Below are 25,324 nucleotides of genomic sequence, written 5' to 3'. Positions count from 1 at the left end.
CCATGGCGCTCGAAATCAAACAGCAACAACGCATGTCGCAGACGCTGGTGATCACCCCCCAGCTCCGGCAGGCGATCAAGATCCTGCAGGTCTCGCGCGCCGAGCTCGAGCAGTTGGTCGAGGAGGAGCTGGAGGAGAACCCAGTCCTCGAGGAGGCGGTCACCGACGAGCGCGAGCCGACACCCGAGGAGGAGCCGCCGCGCACCGAGGAGCGGCTCGAGGCCAGCGGCGACGCCGACCAGGAGTGGCCGGAGGTCCCGCAGCGCGAGACCACCACCGAGGTCGCCGACAACGGCCTCAACGGCGTCGACTGGGAGGACTACTTCCGCAACCACGAGAACGACCGCCACGACATCGCGGCGCCGCGCAACGACTTCGACGACGAGAAGCGGCCGAGCGTCGAGAACACGCTGGTTCGCGGGCAGTCGCTCACCGATCACCTGCTCTGGCAGTTGCAGATGAACGAGCTCGACGAGGAGGAGCAGGCCGTCACCGCCATGCTGATCGGCAACATGGATGACGACGGGTACATCCAGTTGGCGGTCGAGGAGATCGCCTTCCAGAGCGGCAAGGACTTCGAGGTCGTCGAGTCCGCCCTGCGCCGCATCCAGGAGCTCGATCCCCCGGGGGTGGGGGCCCGCGATCTGCGCGAATGCCTGCGCCTGCAACTGCGGGCGCGGGGCGAGGAGGGCTCGCTCGCCGATCGCATCGTCTCCGAACACCTGCTGCTGCTCGAGGGCAAGCGTTTCGACAAGATCGCCAAGGAGCTCGGGGTGACCGTCGAGGACGTCGCCGCCGCGGCCACCGCGATCGGCACCCTCGAGCCCAAGCCGGGGCGCAACTTCGGCGACGGCGACGTCCGCTACATCACCCCCGACGTGTTCGTGCACAAGGTCGGCGACGAGTACGTCGTCACGCTCAACGACGACGGCCTGCCGCGCCTGCGCGTCAGCTCCTACTACCGCCAGGTGCTCGAGGGCGCCGGCGGCGGCGAAGCCAAGCGCTACGTGCAGGACAAGATGAAGTCGGCGCTGTGGCTGATCAAGAGCATCCAGCAGCGCCAGCGCACGCTGTTCATGGTGACCTCGAGCATCGTCAAGTTCCAGCGCGCTTTCCTCGATCAGGGCATCGCCCACCTGCGGCCGCTGGTGCTGAAGGACGTGGCGCTCGACATCGGCATGCACGAGTCCACGGTCAGCCGCGCCACGGCCAACAAATACGTCCACACCCCGCAGGGGATCTTCGAGCTCAAGTTCTTCTTCACCTCCAGCATCAGCACCGGCAGCGGCGACGACGTGTCGTCCGAGAGCGTCAAGGATCGCATCAAGGCGATCGTCACCGGCGAGGATCCCAAGCACCCGCTGAGCGACCAGCACATCGCCGAGATCCTCGACAAGGAGGGCGTGAAGGTCGCCCGCCGGACCGTTGCCAAGTATCGCGAGATCATGAACATCCTGCCGTCGTCCAAGCGCCGGCAGGTGTTCTGAACGGCACTCGCCGCGCCGTCCGCGCGACGACCGCCATCGAGGTCGGACAGATGCAGGTTCTGGTCACCTTCCGTCACATGGACGCCACGCCGGCGCTGCGCCGGTACGCCGAAACCAAGGTGCAACGCGTGCACAAGCTGATGCGCCGACCGATCGAGGCGCACGTCATCCTCGAGGTCAGCAAGCGGCGGCACATCGCCGAGATCACGCTCAGCGGCGAGCATCTGCACATCACCGCCAAGGAGGCGACCGCCGATCTCTACTCGGCGATCGACCTGGCGATGGACAAGGTGGAGCGACAGATCCAGAAGCACGTCTCCAAACGCCTCGCGCACCGCCACGACGGGCCGCCGCCGGAGGAGCCGGTGGCGCGCAAGCGCGCCACCACGCCGACCGTCGCCCGCGAACGGGTGACGGTCGAGCCGATGCGCCTCGCCGAGGCGGTGCGGCGCCTCGCCCGGGACGGCGGCGAGTACCTGCTCTTCCAGAACGAGAAGACGGAGGTGGTCAACCTCCTGGTGCGGCGGCGCGACGGCTCCCTGGCCCTCGTGGAGCCGGAGGTCGCGGGCGGATGAAGATCCTCGACATCCTCACCTCGGAGGCGCTGGTGGCCCCCGACCTCGCCGGGGCGGACAAGACGGCGGTGTTGCGCGAGCTCGCCCACCACCTGGCGCAGGCCCACCCCGCCATCGATGCCGACCGCCTGGTCGAGGTGCTGTGGGAGCGCGAGCGCCTGGGCAGCACGGCGATCGGCGACGGGATCGCCATTCCGCACGGCAAGCTGCCGGGACTGTCCGGCGTGATCGGCGCCTTCGGCCGCCATCCGGCGGGCGTCGATTTCGAGTCGCTCGACGGCAGCCCCACCCACCTGTTCTTCCTGCTCGTCGCACCCGAGGATTCGGTCGGCCAACACCTCAAGGCGCTGGCGCGGGTGTCGCGGTTGCTGAAGGACCGCGCCTTCCGCGAGCGGCTGCTCGCCGCCGCGGATCGCAGCGCGCTGTTCCGTCTCATCCGAGAGGAGGATGAGAAGCTCTGATCTCGATGGCGGCGCGTCGGTGACTGCCGGGCTGGAGGTCGTCGTCGTCAGCGGGCTCTCGGGCTCCGGCAAGAGCACCGCGATCCACGTGCTCGAGGATCTCGGCTTCTACTGCATCGACAATCTGCCGGTGGTGCTGGTGCCGCGCTTCCTCGAGCTCTGCACCAGCTCGCGCGAGCGCATCGGCCGCGTCGCGCTCGGCATCGACATCCGCGAGCGCCAGTTCTTCGGCGAGTACCCGCGCACCCTCGATGAGCTGCGCGGCGCCGGTCACAAGGTCGAGGTGCTGTTCCTCGACGCCGGCGACGACGTCCTGGTACGGCGCTTCAGCGAGACCCGCCGCCCGCACCCGCTGGGCGGCGACGGCGGGCCGCTGGCCGGCATCCAGCGCGAGCGCCGCGAGCTGAGCGAGCTGCGGGCGCGCGCCGACCGGATCGTCGACACCTCGGCGTTGACCGTGCACCAACTGCGCGACGAGCTGCGCCGCCTGTATCGCGCGCCGGCCGCCAGCGACAGCCTCACCGTGCTGCTGGTCTCGTTCGGCTACAAGTTCGGCGTTCCCACCGACGTCGACATGGTGCTCGACGCCCGCTTCCTTCCCAATCCCTTCTTCGTCGAGGAGCTGCGGGCCCATGCCGGCGACGATCCGGCGGTCGCCGACTACGTCCTGCGCCGCGACGAGGCGCAGACCTTCCTGCGCCTGACCGAGGCGCTGCTCGATTTCACCCTGCCGCTCTATCGCCGCGAGGGCCGCAGCTACTTCACGCTGGCCATCGGCTGCACGGGCGGGCGCCACCGCTCGGTGGTGTTGGTCGAAGACCTGGCACAGCGCCGCGCCCGCGGCGGCACCCGCGTGCAGGTCCAGCACCGGGACGTGCGGCGATGAGCGGGCGAGCCCCCCGCGCCCGCCGCGAGGTCGAGGTCTGCAACCGGCTCGGCCTGCACGCCCGCGCCGCCCGCCTGCTCGTCGAAGCGCTGCGCGGGCTCGATGCCGAGGTGGCGATCCGGCGCGAGGATCAGACGGTCAACGCCAAGAGCATCCTCGAGATCATGATGCTCGCCGCCGGCCCCGGCACCGCGCTCGAGGTCATCGCCACCGGCCCGGATGCCGACGCCGCCGTCGCCGCGATCTGCGAGCTCGTCGAGCAGAAGTTCAACGAAGCCGATTGACGCCTGGCGCGCGCCGGGGACGTCTGGTCGCCCCGTGCGTCCGCCATGCGGCCGCCGCGAAACGCCTTGACCACTAGAAACCAGCGTTATAACGCTCGGGATCGGGCTCTTCGCCCATTCACCCCGCCCGGGAGGAGCATTCCATGCCGTTGCAGAACTTCGTCTTCACCTCGGAGTCCGTGTCCGAGGGACATCCCGACAAGATGTGCGACCAGATCTCGGACGCGGTGCTCGATGCGCTGCTGAGCGAGGATCCGAACAGCCGCGTCGCCTGCGAGAGCCTCGCCAAGACGGGCATGGTGGTCGTCGCCGGCGAGATCACGACGAAGGCCAAGATCGACTATTCGGAGGTGGTGCGCCGCACCGTCCGTCGCATCGGGTACACCTCCTCCGACATGGGCTTCGACGCCGACACCTGTGCCGTGCTGGTGGCCATCGACCGCCAGTCACCCGACATCTCGCAGGGCGTCACCGAGGGGCAGGGCCTGCACAAGGAGCAGGGCGCCGGCGACCAGGGCCTCATGTTCGGCTTCGCCTGCGACGAGACGCCGGAGCTGATGCCGCTGCCGATCGTCCTGGCGCATCAACTGGTCGAGCGCCTCGCCGCCGAGCGCCGCACCGGCAAGTACCCGTTCCTCCGTCCCGATTCGAAGTCGCAGGTGACCGTCCAGTATCGCGAGGGCCAGCCGGTGCGGGTCGACGCGGTCGTGCTGTCGACGCAGCACAGCCCCGACGTCGCCCACGAGACGCTGCGCGACGTCCTCACCTGCGAGGTCATCAACAAGGTGATCCCGGCGCAGTACCTCGACGACCACACCGCGGTCCACGTCAATCCGACCGGTCGCTTCGTGGTCGGCGGTCCGATGGGCGACTGCGGCCTGACCGGCCGCAAGATCATCGTCGACACCTACGGCGGCTACGGCCGCCACGGCGGCGGCGCCTTCTCCGGCAAGGACCCGAGCAAGGTCGACCGCAGCGCCGCCTACCTGGCGCGCTACATCGCCAAGAACATCGTCGCCGCCGGCCTGGCGCGCCGCTGCGAGGTGCAACTGGCGTACGCCATCGGCGTCGCCCAGCCGCTGTCGGTGCTGGTCGACACCTTCGACACCGGATCGGTGTCGGACGAGCTGCTCGGCAAGCTGGTGCGCGAGAACTTCGAGATGACGCCGCGCGGCATCATCGAGTCGCTCGACCTCAAGCGCCCGATCTACGAGCGCACGGCGTCGTACGGTCACTTCGGCCGCCACCCGGCGGACGGCTTCTTCACCTGGGAACGCACCGACAAGGCGGAGGCCCTGCGCAAGGCGGCGGGCGACCGCCTGTCGGGCCCGAGCCGGCGGACCGCCTGATCCCGATCGCCTCGTCGCGGGGCACCGCCCCGCGCCCTCTTGCCCGCCGCCCGGCGGGCCGATGACGCGGCGGCGCCGGCACCCGGCGCCGCCGCGTCACGTTGTGCCGCCAACGAGGATCCTGCGATGTCCAAGAAGCCCCACGACGTGAAGGACCTGAAGCTGGCCGACCAGGGGAGGCAGCGCATCGAGTGGGCCGATCAATCGATGCCGGTGCTGCGCAAGGTGCGCGAGCGCTTCGCCAAGGAGAAGCCCCTCAAGGGCATCACCATGGCGGCGTGCCTGCACGTGACCGCCGAGACCGCCAATCTCATGCGCGCCCTCAAGGCCGGCGGCGCCAGGGCGTTCCTCTGCGCGTCGAATCCGCTCTCGACGCAGGACGACGTCGCGGCGGCGCTGGTGAAGCACGAGGGCATCCCGACCTTCGCCATCCGCGGCGAGGATCACGCGGCGTACTACGTGCACCTGCGCGCCGTGCTCGACGAATCGCCGGTGCTGACCATGGACGACGGGGCGGACCTGGTGTCGCTGCTGCACACCGACTATGCCGCCCAGGCGGCGAAGGTGCGGGCGAGCCTGGAGGAGACGACCACCGGCGTCATCCGCCTGCGGGCGATGGAACGCGACAAGGCGCTGAGGATTCCGGTCGTCGCCGTCAACGACGCCGCCACCAAGCACCTGTTCGACAACCGCTACGGCACCGGCCAGTCGACCCTCGACGGCATCCTGCGCGCCACCGGCATGCTGTTCGCCGGCCGGACCATCGTCGTCGCCGGCTACGGCTGGTGCGGCAAGGGCGTGGCGATGCGGGCCCGCGGCGCCGGCGCGCAGGTGGTGGTCACCGAGGTCGACCCGATCCGCGCCCTGGAAGCGGCGATGGACGGCCTGCGCGTCATGCCGATGCGCGACGCCTGTCGCATCGGCGACGTCTTCATCACCCTCACCGGCGACAAGCACGTCGTGCGCGAGGAGCACTTCCAGTCGATGCGCGACGGCGCCATCGTCTGCAACGCCGGCCACTTCGACGTCGAGATCGACATGAAGACGCTGCGCCGGCTGGCGCGCCGGATCGACACCGCCGTGCGCCCGTCCGTCGACGCCTACCACCTGCCGAACGGCCGCACCGTCTACGTCATCGCCGACGGCCGACTGGTGAACCTCGCCGCCGCGGAGGGACATCCGGCGGCGGTGATGGACATGAGCTTCGCCACCCAGGCGTTGTGCGCCGAGTGGGCGCTGCGGATGGCCGACAAGGGCAAGCTGCCCCCCCGGGTGCACAACGTCCCGAAGGCGATCGAGGACGAAGTGGCGACGGTGAAGCTCGACACCATGGGGGTGAAGATCGACCGCCTCACCGGCGAGCAGAAGCAGTACCTGTCGTCGTGGGCCGAGGGGACGTGAGCGCCGCGGCCGACCGCTGATCGGGCGGGCCCAGCGCCGGATCGATGCGCCTGCTCTGCTTCCAGGCCAAGCGCTTCTGGTGGCGGCCGTTCGAGCGCACGCTGCCCGAGGCGGCACCCGACACCGGCGCGACGGAGGTGCGCGAGGCGGTGATCGCCTTCGTGCACGTCGAGCGCAGCGACGTCGCCGGCGCGGCCGCCGAGTCGGCGTTCCGGCAGGCCCTCAAACATCTCAAGTGGCTGGCCAACAAACGCCGCCTGCGCGTCGTCGTCCTGCACTCGTTCACCCATCTCGGCGGCGACGCCGCCGAGCCCGGACCGGCCCAGGCGCTGCTCGAGCGCCTGGCGGCGCGACTCGCCGACGCCGGCTACACCACCCACGTGACGCCGTTCGGCTGGATGAACGAATGGGAGATCGCCGTCTACGGCGAGAGCCTGGCCAAGGTGTGGAAGCAGATCTGACCTGGGCGCGCCTCGAGCGCGCCGTCATCCGCTGCCGCCGCTGCCCGCGCCTGGTGGCGCATCGCCAGGCGGTGGCGCGCGAGAAACGCCGCCAGTACCGCGACGAGCCCTACTGGGGCCGCCCGGTTCCCGGGTTCGGCGACCACGCCGCGCGCCTGCTGATCGTCGGCCTGGCGCCGGCCGCGCACGGCGGCAACCGCACCGGCCGCCTCTTCACCGGCGACCGCAGCGGCGACTGGCTCTTCGCCGCCCTGCACGCCACCGGATTCGCGAGCCAGCCCACCTCGGTGCGCCGCGACGACGGCCTCGCCCTGCGCGACGCCTACGTCGCCGCGATCGCGCGCTGCGCCCCACCCGACAACAGGCCGCTGCCGGAGGAGGTCGGCAACTGCCGCTCCTACCTGGTGCGCGAGCTGGCGTTGCTGGCCCGCCTGCGCGTCGTCGTCTGTCTCGGCGGCATCGCCCTCGACGGCCTGCTCCGCGCCTGGGCCGCCGCGGGCGGCACCCTGCCGTCGCCGCGCCCGCGCTTCGCGCACGGCGCCGCGCACGAGCTCTCCGCGACCGTCACGCTGCTGTGCTCGTACCACCCGAGCCAGCAGAACACCTTCACCGGCCGCCTGACCATGCCGATGCTGGAGGGCGTGTTCGCCCGCGCTCGCTCGCTCCTGGAGGACGCGACCGGCGAGCGCCGCGTCGACGCGCGGCGATCGCAGCGCCCGGTCGGGCGCCGGCGCGGCGGCCCCGCCAGGTGATGAAGCGGGGACACGGCGAACCGTGCCCCCGCGACAGTCGGGGCGAGCCGATTTGAACGGCCGACCACTCGCACCCCAAGCGAGTGCGCTACCAGGCTGCGCCACGCCCCGTTCGAGCATCTCGCTTGTAGCCGGGTTGCGCGCCGCAGTTCAACACGGCCGGACCACGGTTGCCTGCCCGGAGGGGCGCTGGTAGCGTGCCCGCGGTGCGCATTCTGCTCTGCAACGACGACGGCATTCGCGCCGCCGGAATCCGCGCGCTCGAGGCGGCCCTGGCGTCGCTCGGCGATGTGTGGGTGATCGCTCCCGATCGCGAGCAGAGCGCCGCCAGCCATTCGCTCAGCCTCTACCGGCCCCTGCGCGTCGAGCAGCTCGACGATCGCCACTTCGCGGTGGACGGCACGCCGACGGACGCCGTCAACCTGGCGATCAACGGCATCATGAAGACGCGGCCGGACCTCGTGGTATCCGGCATCAACCACGGCGGCAACCTCGGCGACGACATCACCTACTCGGGCACCGTGTCGGCGGCGATGGAGGGCACGCTGCTCGGCGTGCCCTCCATCGCCGTGTCGCTCGTCGCCCGCGACAGCCTGGAGTTCGGCGCCGCGGCGGAATTCGCCGCCCGCCTCGTGGGACTCGTCGGCCAGCGCGGGCTGCCGCGCGACACCCTGCTGAACGTCAACGTGCCAGGGCTGCCGCTCGCCCAGTTGCGCGGCTACCGCATCACCCGCCAGGGCAAGCGGCGCTACGGCGACGCCATCGTCGAGCACCTCGATCCGCGCGGCCGCAAGTACTACTGGATCGGCGGCGACGATCTCGGCTTCGTGCCCGCCGAGGGCACCGACTGCACGGCCGTCGCCGACGGCTTCATTTCGATCACCCCGCTCCACCTCGATCTCACCAACTACGCCTCGATCGCCGCGCTCGGCGAGCTGGCGCTGCCGTGGCCCTGATCGCGACGCGAGCCGGCGATGCGAGGGTGGTGGGGGAGTGCGGCCTGTAGTCTGCTGGCGTTGACGCTCGGCGTCGGCTGCGGCAGCTCGCGGGTGGCGCCGGAGGCGCGGGTCAGCGTCGTCGGCGTGCGCAGCGCGCCGCGGCCCAAGCTCGCCAAGGCGCGATTCGGCGGCAACCGCGACATCGCCGCGCCGAACGCCGAGCGGTCGGTGCCGGTGGCGCCGACCGACGGGCTGGCCCTGGCGCCGCTCGAGCGCGCGCCCGTGGAGCAGCGCCCGAAGGGCGCTCCCAAGCTGACATGGCCGCTGAGCGGACCCGTGACCTCGCAGTACGGGCGCCGCGGCCGCCGCCACCACGACGGCATCGACATCGGCGCCGCGCCGGGCACCGGCGTGCGCGCCGCCGCCAGCGGCACCGTCGCCTACGCCGGGTCGGTGCGCGGCTACGGCCGGATGATCATCATCCTGCACGACGGCGGCTTCGCGACCGTGTACGCCCACAACGCCCGCCAGCACGTGCGCGCCGGCGCTCGCGTCCGCCGCGGCGACCTGATCGCGACCGTCGGCCGCAGCGGCCGCACCACCGGGCCCAACCTGCACTTCGAGGTGCGGCGCCACAACGTCGCCTACGACCCGCTGGCGCTGCTGGCGCTGTCCGACGCGCGGGTGGCGCAAGGAGAGTGAGGATGGATCTGCGCCGCTACATCCGCGACATTCCCGACTTTCCCAAGCCCGGCATTCTGTTCAAGGACATCACGCCACTGCTCGCCGACGGCCCGGCGCTGCGCTGGACCATCGACCAGTTGAGCGAGCGCTACCGGGGCACCGTCGACATGGTCCTCGGCATCGAGTCGCGCGGCTTCCTCATCGGCGCGGCGCTGGCGTACGGGCTCGGCGTCGGCATCGCCATCGTCCGCAAGCCGGGCAAGCTGCCCGCCCAGACGTTCTCCGCCCAGTACGAGCTCGAGTACGGCACCGACATCCTCGAGATCCATCGCGACGCCTTCGGCGAGCGGGCGCGCGTGCTCATCGTCGACGACCTGCTCGCCACCGGCGGCACCGCCACCGCCGCGATCCAGCTCGTCGAGCACCTCGGCGGCGCGATCGTCGAATGCGCCTTCATCATCGAGCTCGGCTTCCTGCACGGTCGCGACCGTCTGGCGCCGCGGCCGGTGCACTCGCTGATCCGCTACGACTGACGGTCGCGCGGGGTGCCGCGGCCGCGGTGCCTGCCGCGATCCCGCATGGACAACCCGCCGGCAATCGGGAACACTTCGCCGCCATGCACCACGACCACGGGGGCGGCGGCGATCGCATGCAGGATCGGCGCGCGCTCGGCTGGGCGCTCGGCCTGACCGCGGCGTTCTGCGTCGTCGAATTCGTCGGCGGCTGGCTGACCAACAGCCTGGCGCTGCTCTCCGATGCGGTGCACATGCTCACCGACGTCGGCGCCCTGACGCTCGGGCTGTTCGCGCTCTGGGTCGCCGGGCGGCCGGCGACCGACAGCAAGACCTTCGGCTACCACCGCGCCGAGATCCTCGCCGCGCTGGCCAACGGCGTCGCCCTCGGCATCGCGGTGCTGTTCATCCTCGGCGAGGCATGGGAGCGGCTGCACGATCCGCGGCCGGTGCGCACCGGCGGCATGATGATCGTCGCCGCCGCCGGCCTGGTCGTGAACATCGTCTGCGCCCGTCTCCTGGCGCCGGGCGAGAGCGGCAGCCTCAACCGCCGCGCGGCCTTCCTGCACGTGATCTCCGACCTGCTCGGATCGCTCGGCGCGCTGATCGCCGGCGCCGCCATTCTGGTCACCGGGTGGCCCGGCGCCGATTCGGTGGCGGCGGCGCTGATCGGCCTGCTCATCCTGTTCAGCGCCTGGCAGTTGGTGCGCGAATCGCTCGACATCCTGATGGAGGCGGTGCCGGCGCACATCGATCTCGAGCAGTTGCGCGACGCCATGGCCGGGGTGCCCGGAGCCTGCCGGGTGCACGACCTGCACGTGTGGACGCTGACCACCGGCCGCTACGCGCTGGCCGCGCACGTGGTGGTGGACGCCGACGCCGACGGCGAGGCCGTGCTGGAGGCGATGCGGGAACTGCTCGCCGACCGCTTCGCGATCCACCACGTCACCATCCAGCTCGAGTGCACGCGGCCCTGCGAGCCGGCCTCCGTGCACGCCTGACGCGCGGGGGCGCCGCGCGCGCCGGCGATCAACGCCCGCGCAGTTGCGCCAGCAGCGTCCGCGCTTCGGCGAGCTGGCGCTGCTTCCCCTGGCGCTCGGCGATCAGCATCGCCGTGTCGAGCAGCGGCAGGCCGCGGTCGGGGTTGCCCATGTCGCGATACGTCGCCGCCAGCTCGATGCGGGCGCCGACGGCGTCGGGGTCATTGGCGATCGCCTTGGTCAGGCACTCCTCGGCGAGGCTGAGGCTGCCGCCGAGCACCCACGGCAACTGGCGATAGAGGCCGCCCTTGGCGGCGAGCGCGTCGCTGTGGTTGGGGTCGATCTCCAGCGCCCGTTCGAGCTCGCTGTTCACCTTGAGGAGGCTGATCGGGTTGGGGGTGATGCCGTCGAGCAGCATCAGGCGCCCCTCGTTGCCGAAGACGGCGAAGTGGGCGTCGGCGTTGCCGTCGTCGAGCTCCACCGCCCGGCGCGCCAGCGCCAGGCCCTCGTCGTAGGCGCGACGCTTGACGTCCGGGTCGTTCGCGTCCTCGCCGCGCTGCAGGCAGAGCAGGGCGTGGTGCGCCAGGGCTTGCGCCTGTTCGCGCGGTGTCTCGGCCAGTACCGACGCCGGGACGAGTCCCAGAATGAGCGTCAGCCCGGCGCGTGCCAGAGCTCTGCGGCGCATGCGGTACGCGCGGACCGTACCAGGGGCGCGGCGCTGCGGCAATCGGGGCTAGCGCTAGCGGAGCGCCGCGGCAGCGTCCACGCCGCCGGTGAACCCCGCCACCGCGGCGCTGAGCTCGGCGCCGCGTTCGAGCGGCAGGTTGTGGCCGGCGTCGGGGAACATGAGCAGCCGCGCCGCGGGCAGGGCGCGCTGCATCTTCACCGAGCCGCCCGGTGGCGTGAGCTGGTCGGCCAGCCCCTGCAGGATCAGCACCGGGACGCGGACCCGCGCCAGGTCCGCGGTCCAGTGGTAATCGCTCATCGCCCGCGCCGCGGCGGCGTAGGCGAAGGGGGCGTTGCTGGCGGTCTGCGCGCCGGCGGCGGCGACCACGTCGGGGTGCGCGGCGGCGAAGGACGGCGCGAAGGAGCGCGAGGCGTCGCGCGCGCCGCCGCCGAAGCCGCGCTGCTCGATGGCGTCGGCGAGGCGGCGCCAGGCCGCCGTGCCCGCGGCGCCGATCTCGCTCGAGGTGCTGCAGAGGATCAGCGAGCGCAGCCGCTCGGGGTGGTCGAGCGCGAAGCGCTGGGCGATGACGCCGCCCATCGAGATGCCGCCCAGGTGCACCCGTTCCATCCCCAGGGCGTCGAGCAGGGCCGCCAGGTCGGCGGCGAACAGCGCCGCGCTGTACGGGCCGGGCGGCTTGTCGGAGGCGCCGAAGCCGCGCACGTCCCAGCGCATGACCGCGTGGTGCGAGGCGAGCGCCGGGGTCACGCCGTCCCAGAAGCGCAGCGAGTCGCCGAGCCCGTGGGTCAGCACGAGCGGCGTGCCGCTGCCCTCGATCTCGTAGTTGAGCGTGATGCCGCCGGCGGCGATGCGCATCGGGCGTGCCTAGCACAGCCGGCCGCGCATGGGCATGGCGGTGGCCCTCGCGCCGCCCCTGTGCTGAAAGGCGGCCATGGCGACCGGATCGGCACCGGCGACCGGAACGATGCGGCTGTCGGTGATCGTTCCGGCGCTCGACGAGGCGGCGCGGATCGCCGCCGCCGTCGCCAGCGCGCGCGCGCCGCTGGTGTGCGAGGTGATCGTCGTCGACGGCGGTAGCGCCGACGAGACGGCCAAGCGGGCGCGCGCCGCCGGCGCCGTCGTCGTCGCCGCGCCGCGCGGCCGCGCCCGACAGATGAACGCCGGCGCGGCGCGGGCCCGCGGCGAGGTGCTGCTCTTTCTCCACGCCGACACGACCCTGCCGCCCGGGTTCGACGTCGCCGTGGCGGGAGCGCTCGCCGATCCCGCGGCGGTCGGCGGCCGCTTCGATCTCCGCCTGGCGCCGAGCAGCCCCTTCCTGTCCCTCACCGCGGCGCTGATCAACCTGCGCTCGCGGCTCAGCGGCATCGCCACCGGCGACCAGGCCCTGTTCGTCCGCCGCGAGGCGTTCGCGGCCGTGGGCGGTTTCGAGGACCTGCCGCTGATGGAGGACATCGCCTTCACCCGCGCGCTGAAGCGCCGCGGCCGGATGGTGGCGCTGCGCGCGACGGTCACCACCTCCTCGCGCCGCTGGCTCCGTCACGGGCCGCTGCGCACGGTGCTCCTGATGTGGTGGCTGCGCTTCCTCTACTGGCGCGGCGTCGCCCCGGCCGAGCTCAAGCGCCACTACGCCGACACCCGCTGAGCGAGGCGTCAGACGGTCGCCGCGTCCGTGGCGCCGTCCCGGCGGCGCAGTCCCGCCCGCCTGTCCTGCAGTGCCGGCACTGCGGGGCGGCCCGCCTGACGGGAGCCCGGGCGCCACGAGCGGTGCTGGCACGACCATTGCCCTGCTTGCGCGCAACGCACGGAGGGGCCAATGGGAATCGTCGATCCGATGGCAATGACCAACAGCATGGCAACCGGGATGGTGGACTTCGGCGCCGGCGGCGCGCTCTGGCTGATGCTGCTCGGCCTGCTGGTCGGCAGCGCCGCCGGGATCCTGTTCGCCGGCGCCGCGCCGCGCCGTCCGCGGTGGTTCCGCCCGTCGCGCTTGGTCCCGTTCGGCCGGCCGGCGGGACTGGCGCGGGCGGCGAAGTGAGCTGAGGAGGCGGGGTGCTGGCGCTCGTCGGGCTCGCCGTCGCGGTGCTGCTCTTCCTGCACGTGCGCGGCCGGATCCACGGCGCGGCCGGCGGCGACGAGCCGCCGCCGGGCGGCGCCGAGTGCCAGTCCGACTGGCACAAGCGCTGGGTCCACAAGCTGCAGACCCACATCGAACGCGAGCAACGCCGGGCGGAGAAGCGGGCGGCGCGGGCCGAGCGGCGCTACGGCGTCAGCATCGAGGTGCCGACCGCGCGCATCGCGGCGGCGGCGGCGGCGGAAGCGACGGACGCCGCCAGCGATGCGGTGCTGCTGCAGCGGGCGCGCAAGCGGGCACGCGCCCAGTTGGGCTTCTACACCCATCTCCTGTGGTACCTCGGGATCATCGCCCTGCTGGCGTTGATCAACCTGCTGACCACCCCATACCCGTGGTTCATCTGGCCGGCGATCGGCTGGGGCATCGGCCTCTTCTCGCACTACATGGGGACCTTCGGCACCCGGGTGATGCGCGAGCGCTACCTCGAGCCGGCGGTGGAGCGCGAGCTGCGGCGCGAGCGGGTGGTCATGCAGAGCGAGAAGCAGGCGAGCATCGACCAGCTCTCCTCGACCCTGGCGCACGAGATCCGCAACCCGATCGCCGCCGCCAAGAGCCTGGTGCAGCAGATCGGCGAGGACCCGACCTCGGTCGAGAACGTCGAGTACGCGAAGGTGGCGATCGACGAGCTCGATCGCGTCGAGCGGCGGATCTCGCACCTGCTGCGCTTCGCGAAGGAGGAGGACTACCGCTTCGAGCACGTCAACCTGGCGAGCGTCGTCGACGCATCGCTGACCCAGCTTCGGGCGAAGCTCGACGCGGCCCAGGTGCGGGTCCTGCGCCACTACATCGGCGGCCCGACCGTGAGCGCCGACAAGGAGAAGCTCAAGCAGGTGTTCGCGAACATGCTCGACAATGCGATCGACGCGCTCGCCGGGGTCGACGCGGAGCGCCGCGTCGAGCTGTTCATCGAGAACGGCGGCAAGCGGGCGACCGTGCGGGTGCGCGACAACGGCGTCGGCATCGCGCCCGACAAGCTGGAGCGCATCTTCAATCCCTTCTTCAGCACCAAGGACACCGGCACCGGCCTGGGCATGGCGATCTCGCGGAAGATCGTCGAGGCCCACGAGGGCACGGTCGACGTCGTCAGCGAGCCGGGGCGCGGCACCGAGTTCGCGGTGACGCTGCCGCTGCCGACGTAGCCCCGGGCATCGCATCGGATCCGACATGCAGGGGCGCGTTCTCGTCGTCGACGACGAAAAGGGCATGCGGCTCGCCTTGAGCGGGTTGCTGTCGAAGGAGGGATACCAGGTCGAGACCGCGGAGAGCGGCGAGGCGGCGGTGCGGCTCATCGAAGCGGGACGCTTCCACGTCGTCATCACCGACCTGAGCATGACCGGCATCTCCGGCATGGACGTGCTGGCGCACGCGCGGCGCGTCGATCCGGAGCTGGCGGTGCTGATGATCACCGCCTACGGCTCGGAGAAGATCGCCGTCCAGGCGATGAAGCTCGGCGCCGTCGACTACCTGCCGAAGCCGTTCGACAACGACGAGGTGCGGATGGTCGTGCGCCGGGTCATGGAGACCGTGCTGCTCAAGCGCGATCACAGGCGGCTGCTCGAGCAGGTCCAGGGCGACTACGCGTTCGAACAGCTCGTCGGCCGCAGCGCCGGCATGCGGCGGGTGTTCGACACCATCGAGAAGGTGGCCGACACCGACATCACGGTCCTGGTGCGCGGCGCCAGCGGCACGGGCAAGGAGCTGGTGGCCAACGCGCTGCACTGCCGCAGCCCGCGCCGCGCCCGGCCGCTGGTGAAGATGAACTGCGCCGCCCTGAGCCGCGAGCTGGTGGAGAGCGAGCTGTTCGGCCACGAGAAGGGCGCCTTCACCGGCGCCGTCGCCCGCCGCGAGGGCAAGTTCGAAGCGGCGGATGGCGGCACGCTGTTTCTCGACGAGGTCGGCGACATGCCGCTCGAGACGCAGGCCAAGTTCCTGCGCGCCCTGCAGGAGCGCGAGATCGAACGGGTCGGCGGCAACGCGTCGATTCGGGTCGACGTGCGGGTGGTCGCCGCGACCAACCAGGATCTCGAGGCGGCGGTGCGGGCCGGGCGCTTTCGCGAGGACCTGTACTATCGGCTGCGCGTCGTCGAGCTGACCATTCCGCCGCTCGCCGAGCGGCGCGAGGACATTCCGCTGCTGGTGGACCACCTCCTGCGCCAGGCGGCGGAGCACTTCCGGCGGCCGGCGAAGCCGTTGAGCCCGGCGGCGTTGCGCGCCTGCGTCGATGCCGAGTGGAAGGGCAACGTCCGCGAGCTGCGCTCGACGGTCGAGCAGGCGCTGCTGCTCAGCGCCGGCGAGGCGATCGAGGTCGGGGACCTGTTCCCCGGCGCCGCGCGGGCCGTGGCGGCGCTGATCGACAACGGCGCCGGCGCGGGGAGCTTCCGCGAAGCGAAGGCCGCCGCGGTCGAGTCGTTCGAGCGGGCGTTCCTCCTCGCCGCCCTGCGCCGCCACCACGGCAACATCAGCAAGGCGGCGGAGGAGATCGGGATGTACCGGCAGAACCTGCAGCAGAAGATGCGCGAGCTCGGGATCTCGGCCGAGGAGATCGCGGCCGGGGAGTGAGCCGCGGCGGCGCCCGGCAATCAGTTCCAGGCGAGGCCGGCGCGGGCGCTCCAGTAGCGCTCGGGGAGCTCGGCGAGCGGGCGCAGCGCGGCGTCGAGGTCGCTGCTCCAGACGAGGTCGCGCGCCGCCGCGTTCGCGCGCACCTGTTCGACCGTCGCCGCGCCGCTGAGGACGACGTCAGCCCACGGCTGGGCGAGCGCGGCGGCGAGCGCCAGGGCGTCGGGGGTCGCGCCGATCTCGTCGGCGGCGTCGCGCAGCGCCCGAACGCCGCCGCGCGCCGTCAGACGGCCGTTGGCGAGCGCCTCCTTGATGATGACGCCCAGGCCCGCGTCGTGCGCCTCGCGGAGCGCCGCGCCGGCCGAGCGCTCGAGCAGGTTCCAGGTGGCCTGGACGACGGCGAAGAGCGGCGCGCCGTCGATGCGCACCGCCAGGGCGCGGCGCAGGGTGTCGGCCTGGCGCGGGCCGCTCAGCGTCAGGCCGATCGCCAGGCCGTCGTCGCGCGCCGCGGCGAGGGCGCGCAGCACGTCGCGATCGTCGAGCACGCCGCTCTCCGGGGTGGCGGAATGGATCTGGTAGAGCTGCAGGTGGGCGCCGAGCAGGGCGCGGCTCTCGGCGAGCTGGGCGGTGAAGACCGCGACCGAGTGGTCCTTCACCTCGTGCGGATCGGCGTCGACGCGCCAGCCCGCGGTGTAGGCATACCCCCACTTCGAGCCGACGGTGATGCTGCCCGGCGGATGACCGCGGCTGGCGAGCCAGGCGGCGAGGAACGCCTCGGCGCGGCCGTAGGAACGGGCGGCATCGATGTAGCGGATGCCGGCGGCGTGGGCGGCGTCGAGCACGGCGCCGGTGGCCGCCTGCATGGTCGCGACGCGGTAGTCGCGGCGCAGGTCGTCGGCGTGGCCGACGGTGATGTAGCCGGGGCGCCCGAGGGCGGCGAGGCCGAGGCCGAGGCGCGAGACCGGAAGCCCGGTGCGGCCGAGCGCGTGCATGGGCGCGCAGGCGTTCGCACGGCGCGCTCTGACGGGTCAAGCGACGGGCCCAACCCGCGGCGGGCCCCGACCGGTCGCACCGGGGCCGGCACGCCGCGCCCCATGGCACCTTCTGCGCCGCGCGGCGATGTGAGATAGGTCGCGGCCGAGGAGTGGGCGCATGGCGACGAACCCGGAGAGCGGCGGCTCCGCGATGCCGCGAGGACCCCATGCTTGAGCCATCGCGCATCCTGCTCACCGACCGGGTGGTCGTCGTGACCGGGGCGGCGAAGGGCATCGGCCGCGCCATCGCGTTGGCGGCGGCGCGCTTCGGGGCGCACGTCGCCATCTGCGACCGCGACGCCGACCTGCTCGCCAGCGCCGCGGCGGCGATCGAGGGGACCGGTCGCCAGGCGGTGCCGGCGGTGATCGACGTGCGCGACGGCGACGCCGTGCGCGACTTCTTCGTCGACGTGCAGGCGCGGCTCGGACGGCTCGACGGCCTGGTGAACAACGCCGGCGGCGGCTTCTTCGCCGCCTTCCTGGCGGTGAACGAGAAGGGCCAGGAGGCGCTGGTGCGCGAGAACTTCACCAGCGTCACCCACTGCATCCGCGCCGCGGTGCCGCTGATGCCGGCCGGCGGCTCGATCGTCAACGTCACCTCGATCGAGGCGCACCGCGCCGGCCCGGGGTTCGCGATCTACGCGGCGATGAAGGCCGCCGTCGCCAACCTGACCAGGAGCCTGGCCCTGGAATTCGGGGCGCGGCTGATCCGGGTCAACTGCCTGGCGCCCGACGTCATTCCGACCCCCGGCACGGGGCCGATCGCGGTGAAGACGCCGCTGCCGCGCCAGGGCACGGTCGACGACGTCGCCGCCGCGGCCCTCTTCCTGCTGTCGGACCTCGCCGCGTTCATCACCGGCGCCACGCTGCACGTCGACGGCGGCAACTGGGCCGCCGGCGGCTGGCGGCGCGCCGGCGACGGCTTCGAGACCTGAGCGGGGCCGCGCCCGGTTCTCATCCACGCTCGGAGAATCGCCCCCTAACCCATTGCAAAATCTTGGACTTGTGCGACTCTGGCGCAACCCATACCGGGAGCAAAGGTGACCTCATGCCGACGTTGGTGAAGCCCACTCGTAGCGCGCGTTCGGAAGGTGCGGCGGCCACGCCACATCCGCTGGCCGGGACGACCATGATCGGAGCCGACGCGATCGTGCAGGTGCTCGCCGACGAAGGGGTGGATACGATCTTCGGTTACAGCGGCGGCGCGATCCTGCCGACGTACGACGCCATCTTCCGGTACAACGAACCGCGCAGCGCCGCGGAGCAGATCCGGCTGATCGTGCCGGCGACCGAGCAGGGCGCCGGGTTCATGGCCGCCGGCTACGCGCGCTCGAGCGGACGGGTGGGCGTCTTCCTGGTCACCTCCGGACCCGGCGCGACCAACGCGGTGACGCCGGTGCGCGACTGCCAGGCGGACTCGGTGCCGGTGGTCCTGATCTGCGGCCAGGTGCCGCGCGCCGCGATGGGCACCGACGCGTTCCAGGAAGCGCCGGTGTTCAACATCATGGCGTCCTGCGCCAAGCACGTCTTCCTGCTCACCGACGAGCACAAGGTCGAGGCGACGATGCGCAGCGCCTTCGAGCTGGCGCGCAGCGGCCGCCCGGGGCCGGTGGTGGTCGACATCCCGCGCGACGTGCAACTGGCGCAGTCGGTGTTCCGCGGCGAGGGAACCCTGTCGCTGACCGGCTATCGGCAACGCCAGGACCAGCTTTCGCGCACCACCATCTCGACCGCGGAGGCGGAGGCCTTCTTCGCCCTGCTCGGCAACGCGCAGCGGCCGCTGCTCTACGTCGGCGGCGGGATCATCAACAGCGACGCGGCGGGCGAGTTGCGCAAGTTCGCCAAGCGCTTCCAGATCCCGGTCGTCACCACGCTGATGGGCATCGGCGCCGTCGACACCACCAGCGACCTCTCGCTGCGCATGCTGGGCATGCACGGCACGGCGTTCGCGAACTACGCGGTGGAGGACTGCGACCTGCTGATCGCCATCGGTTCGCGCTTCGACGACCGCGTCGCCGGCAAGGTGAAGGAGTTCGCGCCGCGCGCGCGCATCGCCCACCTCGATGTCGACGCCTCCGAGATCGGCAAGGTGAAGAACGTCGACTGGGCGCACGTCAGCGATGCCAAGCGCGGCCTGCAGCAGCTCCTCAAGGCAGGCGAGGCGCTGGGCGTCAAGCGCGATTTCGTCGACTGGCACCGCCACGTCAGCGCGCTGCGGGCCACCCACGCGCTCAACTACAACCGCGAGGCGAACCGCATCCAGGTCGAGTACGTGCTCGAGCAGATGAACGAGATCACGCGCGGCAACGCCATCGTCACCACCGGCGTCGGGCAGCACCAGATGTGGGCGGCGCAGTATCTGGATTTCATCAATCCGCGCACCTTCCTCACCTCGGGCAGCATGGGGACGATGGGCTTCGGCCTGCCGGCGGCGATCGGGGCGCAGATCGCCAATCCGGGCGCGCTGGTGATCGACGTCGACGGCGACGGGTCGATCCGCATGAACCTCGGCGAGCTGGAGACGCTCACCACCTACGACATCCCGGTCAAGGTGCTGCTGCTCAACAACCAGGGCGACGGCATGGTGCGCCAGTGGCAGGATCTGTTCTACGCCAACCGCTACTCGGGGTCGGACAAGACGCTGCACAAGAAGGACTTCGTCAAGGCGTGCGAAGCCGACGGCTTCGGATTCACCCGGCGCGTCGCCGAACAGGGCCAGGTCCGGCCCGAGCTCGAGGCGTTCCTCGCCTATCCGGGGCCGGCGTTCCTCGAGGTCATGGTCGACCCGTCGGCGCACGTCTACCCGATGGTCGGCCCCGGCATGGGGTACAAGGACATGATCACCGGCAAGTGGATCCCGGCCCGCGACGCGGCGGCGGCCAAGAAGGCCGAGGAGCCGGCCGAGTATTTCTGATCGCTCGGCGTCGGCGGCGTCGCGGCGGCGCACGGACGCCGCCGCTCTCGCGCCCGCCCGCCAGGGCCCCGCTCCCGCCTACGAGGTGAGGCGGGCCCGCACCGTCCGACGGGCCCAGAGGAGCAGCGCCGCCGCCACGACGGCGATGTACGCGACGTCCCAGGCGGCGACCGCGACGCTGCCACCCTGGCCGAAGGCGAAGCGGGCCAGGCGCACGGGGTGCAGCAGCGGCAGGGCCTCGGCCACCCACAGCCAGCCGCCGGCGAGCCGTTCCTGGAGCGGGAAGAAGATGTCGGAGAAGAGGAACAGCGGCGTCAGGAAGAGGGTGAAGTAGAAGCTGAACAGCTCGATCATCGGGATGCGCAGCGAGAAGGCGATGCCGATGGCGGCGAACAGCAGGCCGGCGAGCGGGATCACCGGCAGCGCCAGCACGGCGCCCGGCAGCGGCGCGAGGCCGAAGAGGGCGACGACGAGAAAGAAGGTCGTGCCGTAGACGGTGGCGCGGCTGACCGCCCACAAGACTTCGCCGAAGAGGACGTCGTCGGGCTGGATCGGCGTCGTCAGCATGGCGTCGTACTGCTTCTCGAAGGTGAGGCGCACGAAGATGTTGTAGGTCACCTCGAAGCTGGCGCCGTTCATGGCCGCGACGCACACCAGTCCGGGGGCGAGGAAGCCGGCGTAGGAGGTGCCGCCCATCTCGGTGATGTAGGCGCCGACGCCGAGGCCGATCGACAGCAGGTACAGCACCGGCTCGAAGAAGTTGGGCAGCAGGTTGAGCCACCAGGTGCGCCGGTACATGGCGGCGTTGCGCCGCCAGACCGCGACGGCGTGCGGCACCGAGATGCTCACGCGCCGCCCTCGAGCGTGCTGCCGGCGAGGCGGAGGAAGACGTCCTCGAGGTTGGCGGGGCGGACCACGACGTCGCGGCGATCCTCGGGATCGCCCCGGTGGAGCCGTTCGACCAACGCCGTGGGATCGTCGAGGTAGCAGATCAACCGCCGGCCGCTGCGCAGGCGGTGGCGCGGCGCGGCGCCACCGAGCAGCCCGGTCTCTTCCTCCGGCGTGCAGTCGAGCTCGACCGCCTCGCGCGCCAGGTGGCTGTGGATCAGCTCGCGCGGCCGGCCGAGAGCGATTACCCTGCCGGCGGCGACGATGGCGACGCGGTCGCAGAGCCGCTGCGCCTCGTCCATGTAGTGGGTGGTGAGCAGGACCGTAGTGCCGCCGGCGCGCAGGTCGCGGATGCGCGCCCACAGCGCCAGGCGGACGGCGGGGTCGAGCCCGGTCGTCGGCTCGTCGAGGATCAGCAGCTCGGGGCGGTTGATGAGCGACATCGCGATCGCCAGGCGCCGCTTGAAGCCGCCCGACAGGCGCTGCACCGGCACGTCGGCGTGCGAGCGCAGCTCGAGGAAGTCGAGCAGCTCGTCGATGCGCCGGCCGAGCTCCGGCTCGACGAGCAGATGGTAGCGGCCGAAGACGCGCAGATTCTCCACCGGGGTGAGCGCCTCGATCTGCACGTTCTCCTGCAGCGTGACGCCGAGGCGGCGACGCACCGCGCGCGGCTCGGCGGCGATGTCGATGCCGAAGACGCGCACGCTGCCGGACGTCGGCCGGCAGACGCCGTAGATCATGCGCAAGGTCGTGGTCTTGCCGGCGCCGTTGGGCCCCAGCAGCCCGAAGCACTCGCCAGCCCGCACGTCGAGATCGATGCCGTCGACCGCGGCGCGCGCGCCGAAGTGCTTGGTGACGCCGCGCGCCTCCACGATCATGGGGGCGGTTGTAGCGGGAAGCGGGTGCGAGGCAAACCGGGCCAGCCGTGGCGGGTCGGCGCGTGCTCGCGGGCGCGCGCGGGATCGCCACGCGCGCCCGCGCTCACGCGCGCGCTCCGCTCACCTCGGGCTCACGGCAGGCACGCCGGCGGCGCCGGACAGTCCTTTGCCTGGAACAGCTTGCCGTCGCTGCCGTCCTTGAAGGGCAGGCCGGCGCAGCTCATGCAGACGCCGGCGGCCGGCGTGCGGAAGGTGACCGCGACCTCGCCCTGGCTGGTGCCGATCTCCAGGTCGTACGACAGCACGGTCGGGCCCTTGCCGAAGAGCAGGGCCTTGAACTGCTTGTGGTGCTTCCACATCACCGTCTTCGCCGTGCCGTCGTCGAGCTCGGGGTCGGCGTACTTGTATCCCTTGGGGCTGCTCGGGCTGCCGAGGAGGGTCCAGTTCTGACAGGGCAGGTCGGTGGAGTAGCTCTGCCCGGAGGTCGCGCTCGACAGGCGCAGGGTCGCCTTGACCGTGCCCGACGGATCGCCGTTGCAGCGCGGGTCGCCGGTGCCGCCCGGCGACGGGATGACGATGCCCGGGTCCTTGGACAGGACGATCGCCTTGTTCTTGCTCTCGACGTCCGGCAGGGCGTTCTTGATCAGCAGCTTGCCGGCGGAGACGGACAGCCCGGGAATGCTCGACGCGTCGGCCGGGTCGCTCCCGGCGTCGAGCTCGTCGCGGTCGAAGTAGCCGTCCTCGTCGCGGTCGACGCCCATGCGCAGGCCGGAGCCCGGCGGCGCGCAGGTGTACGTGAGCTCCTGTCCGGCGGTGCTGGCCTGCAGGCGGAGCGCGGCGGCGGTCAGCGCCGGCTCGCTGGCGCGATCGCTCTGGAAGGTGCCGTCGGCGAGGCGGTACCAGCCGCGCGGCTCGCCGGCGAGCGTGCCCTTCACCACCACGTCGCACTCGTGCTGGGCGGCGCGCTGATCGAGCAGGTTGAGACGCGCGAGCACGGCGGCGACGCCGCTGTTGGCAGCGGTCAGCGTGGTCTGCTGGCCGACGATCGGGGCGAGGTCGCTGTCGAAGGCGAGCACGAATGCCTCGAGCTGCTGTTCCTCGGTCGCGGTGGTGCTGAACACGGCGGCGCTGTGGAAGCGCCGCAGGGTGTCGACGCTGCCGTCGTGCAGGAAGCCGAAGCCGCGCACCTGGCGGCCCTTGTGGGCGTTGTCGCGGTCGCGCAGGAACGGCACCGCCGGCATGCCGAACATCCCCACCTTCTGGTACATGTTGCGCAGGTGCGGCACCTTGAACATCTGCGGCTCGGCCTCGAAGGTGGTCTGGCCGTCGCCGCCGAAGAACCCGGCCAGCGGGTCGAGCACGTGGCAGCCGTTGCAGTTGGTGAAGCCGTCGGTGGTGCGGCCGAAGTAGAGGTTGCGGCCGAGCTGCTGTGAGGCGGTGAGCGAGTTGTCCAGGTTGCGGATCGGATTCGGCGGATAGGTGACCTGGAGGATGAAGTCGGTGAACGCCTGCATCTCCTCGTCGGTCAGCGGCCCGCCGCGGCCGAGCAGGCCCTCGAAGGCGACGTTGAACTTCTTGAACGCCGCTTCCTCGCTGTAGGCGCCGCCGTTCGGCTGCACGCTCGGCCCATCGAGGCCGCCGGTGCGATCGCCCCGCCAGTGCATCGGTCCGTGGTTGGCCATGCCGCGCAGGCTCTGGGTGGTCATCGGGCCTTTCATCGGATGGAAATTGGGGTTGGGGCCGCTGAGGCGGATCGGATTGGCGTTGATCAGCACGGAATCGTCGGGGTTGCCGAGATCCCAGGCGAGGCTGTCGAAGTCGCCGAAGACGTGGCAGCTCGAGCAGGACGCCTCGCCGTTGCTGGAGGTGAACGCGGCGTCGTAGAGGAACGGCCGGCCGCCGGTGATGCTCGCCGACTCCGGGTTGTAGAGCGACTGGCGCAGGCCGGCCTCCTCGCTGAGGCTGGTGGTGCTGACGACCCGCACGGAATTGTCGAAGCGGGTCAGCACGTAGAGGCGGTCGTGCGCCTCGTCGAGCACCACGCCGGTGGGGCCGCCGCCGCCCAGCGCGACGTGCTGCACGCCGTTCTGCGGCTGGGTGGTGAAGCTGTCGTCCTCCAGCTTGGCGGTGTCGAAGACGCCGATCTTCTGCGAGCCGAAGGCGGCGACGTAGAGCCGCGTCCCGGCGCCATTGACCGCCAGGCCGACCGGCGTCGCCAGGCTCGCCGCCGCGGTGCCGGGATCGCTCGGGACGACCGCATAGTTGATGTGCTTGTTGAGATGGCGGGGCAGGACGTTGCCGCCGTCGAGCACGGTGATGCGCGCCTCGTGCAGGTGGCCGCGCACCGTCGAGCCGCCGAACATGCCGGAGCGGATGCCCGGCCCCTCGAAGCGCACCTCGTTGATCGCTTCCGTGTTGGTCACGTAGACCTTGCCGCTCACCGGGTTGGTGGCCATGTCGAACAGCACCGTGCCGACGTGCGCGTACTGCTGGTCGTCGATGCCGATCTGCACCGGCGGATTGGCGTCGGCGTTGATCTGGAACACGTCGAAGTCCGGCAGATCGAAGCGCACCGCGTTGTTCCAGTCGCGGCCCAACTCATCGCGCCAGGCGCTCCCGTCGTACTTGACGATCAGGCCGGTCTCCGGCCGCGGCGCGCCGTCGGCGCTGCGTTCCGGGTTCGGCAGGCCGCCGGGCATGGGGACGTCGTATGGGGGCGGCAGGGGGACGGTGCACGGTCCAGCCGGGGTGTCGTCGCTGAGATTGCCGTCGTCGCACACCGCCCCTTCGCTCACGGCGGTGGTCTGGTTGCCGGAATGGAACACGGCGGCGTAGACGGTGCTGCCGTCGGGGCTGACGGCGAGGGCGCGCGGCGTGTCGCCGAACAGCGGCACGATGGTCAGCGGCGTCCCCTCGAGCGTGTTGCCGAGGTTGTTGGCGTCGAAGACGTACACCAGGGCGCGCGGCGTCCCCGCCGTGGTGAGCAGCGGCGGCATGCTGCCGGGCACGTTCTGGCCGCGGCGGGCGGTGGTGATGAAGGCGCGGTCGCCGCCGCTGCCGGCGAAGACGATGTCGCGCGGTTCGTCGCCCACCAGCAGGGTGCGGATCACGCGCGGCGGGCTGCTGCCGACGTCGACGATGCTGATGCTGTCCGACAAGTGGTTGACCACCCAGACTTCGCTGTCGTTGCGGGCGGCGACGGCGACCGGCTCCATGCCGACGCCGACCGAGCCGCTGCGGGTCAGGCCACCGGCGCCGACGGTGAAGATCTCCAGTCGGTTGTCCGGGCTGTTGACCGCGAAGAGCTTGCTGCCGTCCGGCGACATCGCCAGCGGGCGCACCTGCCCGGACTCGAACAGGACGTACGAGGCCAGCGACGGGAGCGCGGACAACACCAGTGCCGCGGCTGCCATCACCTGCAGCCACGGACGACGAACGATGCGCATCGACATGGATCCCCCCTCGGAG

At 71.7% G+C, this 25,324-nt stretch carries 24 protein-coding genes, 1 tRNA gene and 1 pseudogene; 19 read left to right on the top strand and 7 right to left on the bottom strand.

The features are described 5' to 3' along the window. Positions 1-2 precede the first annotated feature (2 nt). The 9 genes from rpoN (at position 3) to KF840_17165 (ending at position 7,656) form a co-directional block, all read left to right on the top strand. Entirely contained in the window at positions 3-1,487 is a 1,485-nt protein-coding gene (gene rpoN, locus KF840_17205) for an RNA polymerase factor sigma-54 (GenBank protein MBX3026645.1), read from the top strand. A 50-nt stretch (positions 1,488-1,537) separates the two neighbouring features. Then, positions 1,538-2,062 (top strand): ribosome-associated translation inhibitor RaiA, encoded by a 525-nt coding sequence (gene raiA / locus KF840_17200; GenBank protein MBX3026644.1) that lies wholly within the window; start codon positions 1,538-1,540, stop codon positions 2,060-2,062. Beyond that, the gene (locus KF840_17195) at positions 2,059-2,523 is read left to right on the top strand and encodes a PTS sugar transporter subunit IIA (protein ID MBX3026643.1); all 465 of its coding nucleotides are present in this window, start codon (positions 2,059-2,061) and stop codon (positions 2,521-2,523) included. Before raiA ends, KF840_17195 begins: the two co-directional genes overlap by 4 nt. Further along, entirely contained in the window at positions 2,510-3,409 is a 900-nt protein-coding gene (gene rapZ / locus KF840_17190; protein ID MBX3026642.1) for an RNase adapter RapZ, read from the top strand. Before KF840_17195 ends, rapZ begins: the two co-directional genes overlap by 14 nt. Beyond that, the gene (locus tag KF840_17185; GenBank protein MBX3026641.1) at positions 3,406-3,693 is read left to right on the top strand and encodes an HPr family phosphocarrier protein; all 288 of its coding nucleotides are present in this window, start codon (positions 3,406-3,408) and stop codon (positions 3,691-3,693) included. The genes rapZ and KF840_17185 overlap by 4 nt, the downstream gene beginning before the upstream one ends. Positions 3,694-3,836: 143 nt before the next feature. Further along, complete coding sequence (gene metK, locus KF840_17180) at positions 3,837-5,042, top strand: methionine adenosyltransferase (GenBank protein MBX3026640.1); 1,206 nt, start codon at positions 3,837-3,839, stop codon at positions 5,040-5,042. 126 nt (positions 5,043-5,168) lie between these two features. Beyond that, complete coding sequence (gene ahcY, locus KF840_17175) at positions 5,169-6,443, top strand: adenosylhomocysteinase (protein MBX3026639.1); 1,275 nt, start codon at positions 5,169-5,171, stop codon at positions 6,441-6,443. Between the two features lie 44 nt (positions 6,444-6,487). Continuing rightward, positions 6,488-6,904: a hypothetical protein gene (locus KF840_17170; GenBank protein ID MBX3026638.1), complete on the top strand. Its 417-nt coding sequence runs from the start codon at positions 6,488-6,490 to the stop codon at positions 6,902-6,904. Next, positions 6,850-7,656, top strand: a complete 807-nt coding sequence (locus KF840_17165; protein MBX3026637.1) for a uracil-DNA glycosylase — start codon at positions 6,850-6,852, stop codon at positions 7,654-7,656. Before KF840_17170 ends, KF840_17165 begins: the two co-directional genes overlap by 55 nt. A gap of 37 nt (positions 7,657-7,693) precedes the next feature. Here KF840_17165 and KF840_17160 read toward each other — a convergent pair. After that, a tRNA-Pro gene (locus tag KF840_17160) sits at positions 7,694-7,767 on the bottom strand. Positions 7,768-7,862: 95 nt separating this feature from the next. Here KF840_17160 and surE point away from each other — a divergent pair. The 4 genes from surE to KF840_17140 all read left to right on the top strand — a co-directional run bounded on the left by surE (position 7,863) and on the right by KF840_17140 (position 10,791). Then, entirely contained in the window at positions 7,863-8,612 is a 750-nt protein-coding gene (surE, locus tag KF840_17155; GenBank protein MBX3026636.1) for a 5'/3'-nucleotidase SurE, read from the top strand. An 18-nt stretch (positions 8,613-8,630) separates the two neighbouring features. Beyond that, on the top strand, positions 8,631-9,296 hold the full coding sequence (locus KF840_17150) for a M23 family metallopeptidase (GenBank protein MBX3026635.1): 666 nt from the start codon (positions 8,631-8,633) through the stop codon (positions 9,294-9,296). A gap of 2 nt (positions 9,297-9,298) precedes the next feature. Next, complete coding sequence (locus tag KF840_17145) at positions 9,299-9,811, top strand: adenine phosphoribosyltransferase (GenBank protein MBX3026634.1); 513 nt, start codon at positions 9,299-9,301, stop codon at positions 9,809-9,811. A gap of 116 nt (positions 9,812-9,927) precedes the next feature. Then, on the top strand, positions 9,928-10,791 hold the full coding sequence (locus KF840_17140) for a cation transporter (GenBank protein MBX3026633.1): 864 nt from the start codon (positions 9,928-9,930) through the stop codon (positions 10,789-10,791). A gap of 28 nt (positions 10,792-10,819) precedes the next feature. On the opposite strand, the gene KF840_17135 is transcribed toward KF840_17140, so the two are convergent. Next, positions 10,820-11,455: a hypothetical protein gene (locus tag KF840_17135; GenBank protein MBX3026632.1), complete on the bottom strand. Its 636-nt coding sequence runs from the start codon at positions 11,453-11,455 to the stop codon at positions 10,820-10,822. A 54-nt stretch (positions 11,456-11,509) separates the two neighbouring features. Further along, on the bottom strand, positions 11,510-12,310 hold the full coding sequence (locus tag KF840_17130) for an alpha/beta fold hydrolase (GenBank protein MBX3026631.1): 801 nt from the start codon (positions 12,308-12,310) through the stop codon (positions 11,510-11,512). A gap of 109 nt (positions 12,311-12,419) precedes the next feature. Between KF840_17130 and KF840_17125 the strand changes: the two genes are divergently transcribed. From KF840_17125 to KF840_17110, 4 genes are all read left to right on the top strand, one after another. Next, the gene (locus KF840_17125; protein ID MBX3026630.1) at positions 12,420-13,097 is read left to right on the top strand and encodes a TIGR04283 family arsenosugar biosynthesis glycosyltransferase; all 678 of its coding nucleotides are present in this window, start codon (positions 12,420-12,422) and stop codon (positions 13,095-13,097) included. A 171-nt stretch (positions 13,098-13,268) separates the two neighbouring features. Further along, on the top strand, positions 13,269-13,490 hold the full coding sequence (locus tag KF840_17120; protein ID MBX3026629.1) for a hypothetical protein: 222 nt from the start codon (positions 13,269-13,271) through the stop codon (positions 13,488-13,490). A 14-nt stretch (positions 13,491-13,504) separates the two neighbouring features. Next, positions 13,505-14,725, top strand: a complete 1,221-nt coding sequence (locus KF840_17115; protein MBX3026628.1) for a 2TM domain-containing protein — start codon at positions 13,505-13,507, stop codon at positions 14,723-14,725. Positions 14,726-14,750: 25 nt separating this feature from the next. Next, a complete protein-coding gene (locus KF840_17110) occupies positions 14,751-16,145 on the top strand; it encodes a sigma-54-dependent Fis family transcriptional regulator (protein MBX3026627.1) in 1,395 nt (464 codons plus the stop codon). Positions 16,146-16,165: 20 nt separating this feature from the next. Here the strand turns inward: KF840_17110 and KF840_17105 are convergent, their stop codons facing one another. Beyond that, positions 16,166-17,134, bottom strand: a complete 969-nt coding sequence (locus KF840_17105) for an aldo/keto reductase (protein MBX3026626.1) — start codon at positions 17,132-17,134, stop codon at positions 16,166-16,168. 209 nt (positions 17,135-17,343) lie between these two features. Between KF840_17105 and KF840_17100 the strand changes: the two genes are divergently transcribed. Together KF840_17100 and ilvB are read left to right on the top strand one after the other, a co-directional pair. Continuing rightward, positions 17,344-18,111 carry an SDR family oxidoreductase gene (locus KF840_17100; protein ID MBX3026625.1) on the top strand — a complete coding sequence of 256 codons (768 nt, stop codon included), beginning with the start codon at positions 17,344-17,346 and terminating at the stop codon, positions 18,109-18,111. Between the two features lie 113 nt (positions 18,112-18,224). Further along, entirely contained in the window at positions 18,225-20,090 is a 1,866-nt protein-coding gene (gene ilvB / locus KF840_17095; GenBank protein MBX3026624.1) for a biosynthetic-type acetolactate synthase large subunit, read from the top strand. A 78-nt stretch (positions 20,091-20,168) separates the two neighbouring features. Here ilvB and KF840_17090 read toward each other — a convergent pair whose 3' ends face one another. The 3 genes and pseudogenes from KF840_17090 to KF840_17080 form a co-directional block, all read right to left on the bottom strand. Further along, entirely contained in the window at positions 20,169-20,939 is a 771-nt protein-coding gene (locus tag KF840_17090) for an ABC transporter permease (GenBank protein MBX3026623.1), read from the bottom strand. Further along, positions 20,936-21,856: an ABC transporter ATP-binding protein gene (locus KF840_17085; GenBank protein MBX3026622.1), complete on the bottom strand. Its 921-nt coding sequence runs from the start codon at positions 21,854-21,856 to the stop codon at positions 20,936-20,938. The genes KF840_17090 and KF840_17085 overlap by 4 nt, the downstream gene beginning before the upstream one ends. A gap of 674 nt (positions 21,857-22,530) precedes the next feature. After that, positions 22,531-25,269: pseudogene (locus KF840_17080) on the bottom strand (hypothetical protein). Between the last annotated feature and the right edge of the window lie 55 nt (positions 25,270-25,324).

Source organism: bacterium, from assembly GCA_019637795.1.
Taxonomy (GTDB): domain Bacteria; phylum Desulfobacterota; class Binatia; order HRBIN30; family CADEER01; genus JAHBUY01.
This window is presented reverse-complemented; position numbering and strand designations above follow the sequence as displayed.

What these genes read in the sequence shown, in the direction of transcription:
- rpoN (MBX3026645.1), top strand. Translation starts at nt 3, where the DNA reads ATGGCGCTCGAAATCAAACAGCAACAACGCATGTCGCAGACGCTGGTG.
- raiA (MBX3026644.1), top strand. Translation starts at nt 1,538, where the DNA reads ATGCAGGTTCTGGTCACCTTCCGTCACATGGACGCCACGCCGGCGCTG.
- KF840_17195 (MBX3026643.1), top strand. Translation starts at nt 2,059, where the DNA reads ATGAAGATCCTCGACATCCTCACCTCGGAGGCGCTGGTGGCCCCCGAC.
- rapZ (MBX3026642.1), top strand. Translation starts at nt 2,510, where the DNA reads ATGAGAAGCTCTGATCTCGATGGCGGCGCGTCGGTGACTGCCGGGCTG.
- KF840_17185 (MBX3026641.1), top strand. Translation starts at nt 3,406, where the DNA reads ATGAGCGGGCGAGCCCCCCGCGCCCGCCGCGAGGTCGAGGTCTGCAAC.
- metK (MBX3026640.1), top strand. Translation starts at nt 3,837, where the DNA reads ATGCCGTTGCAGAACTTCGTCTTCACCTCGGAGTCCGTGTCCGAGGGA.
- ahcY (MBX3026639.1), top strand. Translation starts at nt 5,169, where the DNA reads ATGTCCAAGAAGCCCCACGACGTGAAGGACCTGAAGCTGGCCGACCAG.
- KF840_17170 (MBX3026638.1), top strand. Translation starts at nt 6,488, where the DNA reads ATGCGCCTGCTCTGCTTCCAGGCCAAGCGCTTCTGGTGGCGGCCGTTC.
- KF840_17165 (MBX3026637.1), top strand. Translation starts at nt 6,850, where the DNA reads ATGGGAGATCGCCGTCTACGGCGAGAGCCTGGCCAAGGTGTGGAAGCA.
- KF840_17150 (MBX3026635.1), top strand. Translation starts at nt 8,631, where the DNA reads ATGCGAGGGTGGTGGGGGAGTGCGGCCTGTAGTCTGCTGGCGTTGACG.
- KF840_17145 (MBX3026634.1), top strand. Translation starts at nt 9,299, where the DNA reads ATGGATCTGCGCCGCTACATCCGCGACATTCCCGACTTTCCCAAGCCC.
- KF840_17140 (MBX3026633.1), top strand. Translation starts at nt 9,928, where the DNA reads ATGCAGGATCGGCGCGCGCTCGGCTGGGCGCTCGGCCTGACCGCGGCG.
- KF840_17135 (MBX3026632.1), bottom strand. Translation starts at nt 11,455, where the DNA reads ATGCGCCGCAGAGCTCTGGCACGCGCCGGGCTGACGCTCATTCTGGGA.
- KF840_17130 (MBX3026631.1), bottom strand. Translation starts at nt 12,310, where the DNA reads ATGCGCATCGCCGCCGGCGGCATCACGCTCAACTACGAGATCGAGGGC.
- KF840_17125 (MBX3026630.1), top strand. Translation starts at nt 12,420, where the DNA reads ATGCGGCTGTCGGTGATCGTTCCGGCGCTCGACGAGGCGGCGCGGATC.
- KF840_17120 (MBX3026629.1), top strand. Translation starts at nt 13,269, where the DNA reads ATGGGAATCGTCGATCCGATGGCAATGACCAACAGCATGGCAACCGGG.
- KF840_17110 (MBX3026627.1), top strand. Translation starts at nt 14,751, where the DNA reads ATGCAGGGGCGCGTTCTCGTCGTCGACGACGAAAAGGGCATGCGGCTC.
- KF840_17105 (MBX3026626.1), bottom strand. Translation starts at nt 17,134, where the DNA reads ATGCACGCGCTCGGCCGCACCGGGCTTCCGGTCTCGCGCCTCGGCCTC.
- KF840_17100 (MBX3026625.1), top strand. Translation starts at nt 17,344, where the DNA reads ATGCTTGAGCCATCGCGCATCCTGCTCACCGACCGGGTGGTCGTCGTG.
- ilvB (MBX3026624.1), top strand. Translation starts at nt 18,225, where the DNA reads ATGCCGACGTTGGTGAAGCCCACTCGTAGCGCGCGTTCGGAAGGTGCG.
- KF840_17085 (MBX3026622.1), bottom strand. Translation starts at nt 21,856, where the DNA reads ATGATCGTGGAGGCGCGCGGCGTCACCAAGCACTTCGGCGCGCGCGCC.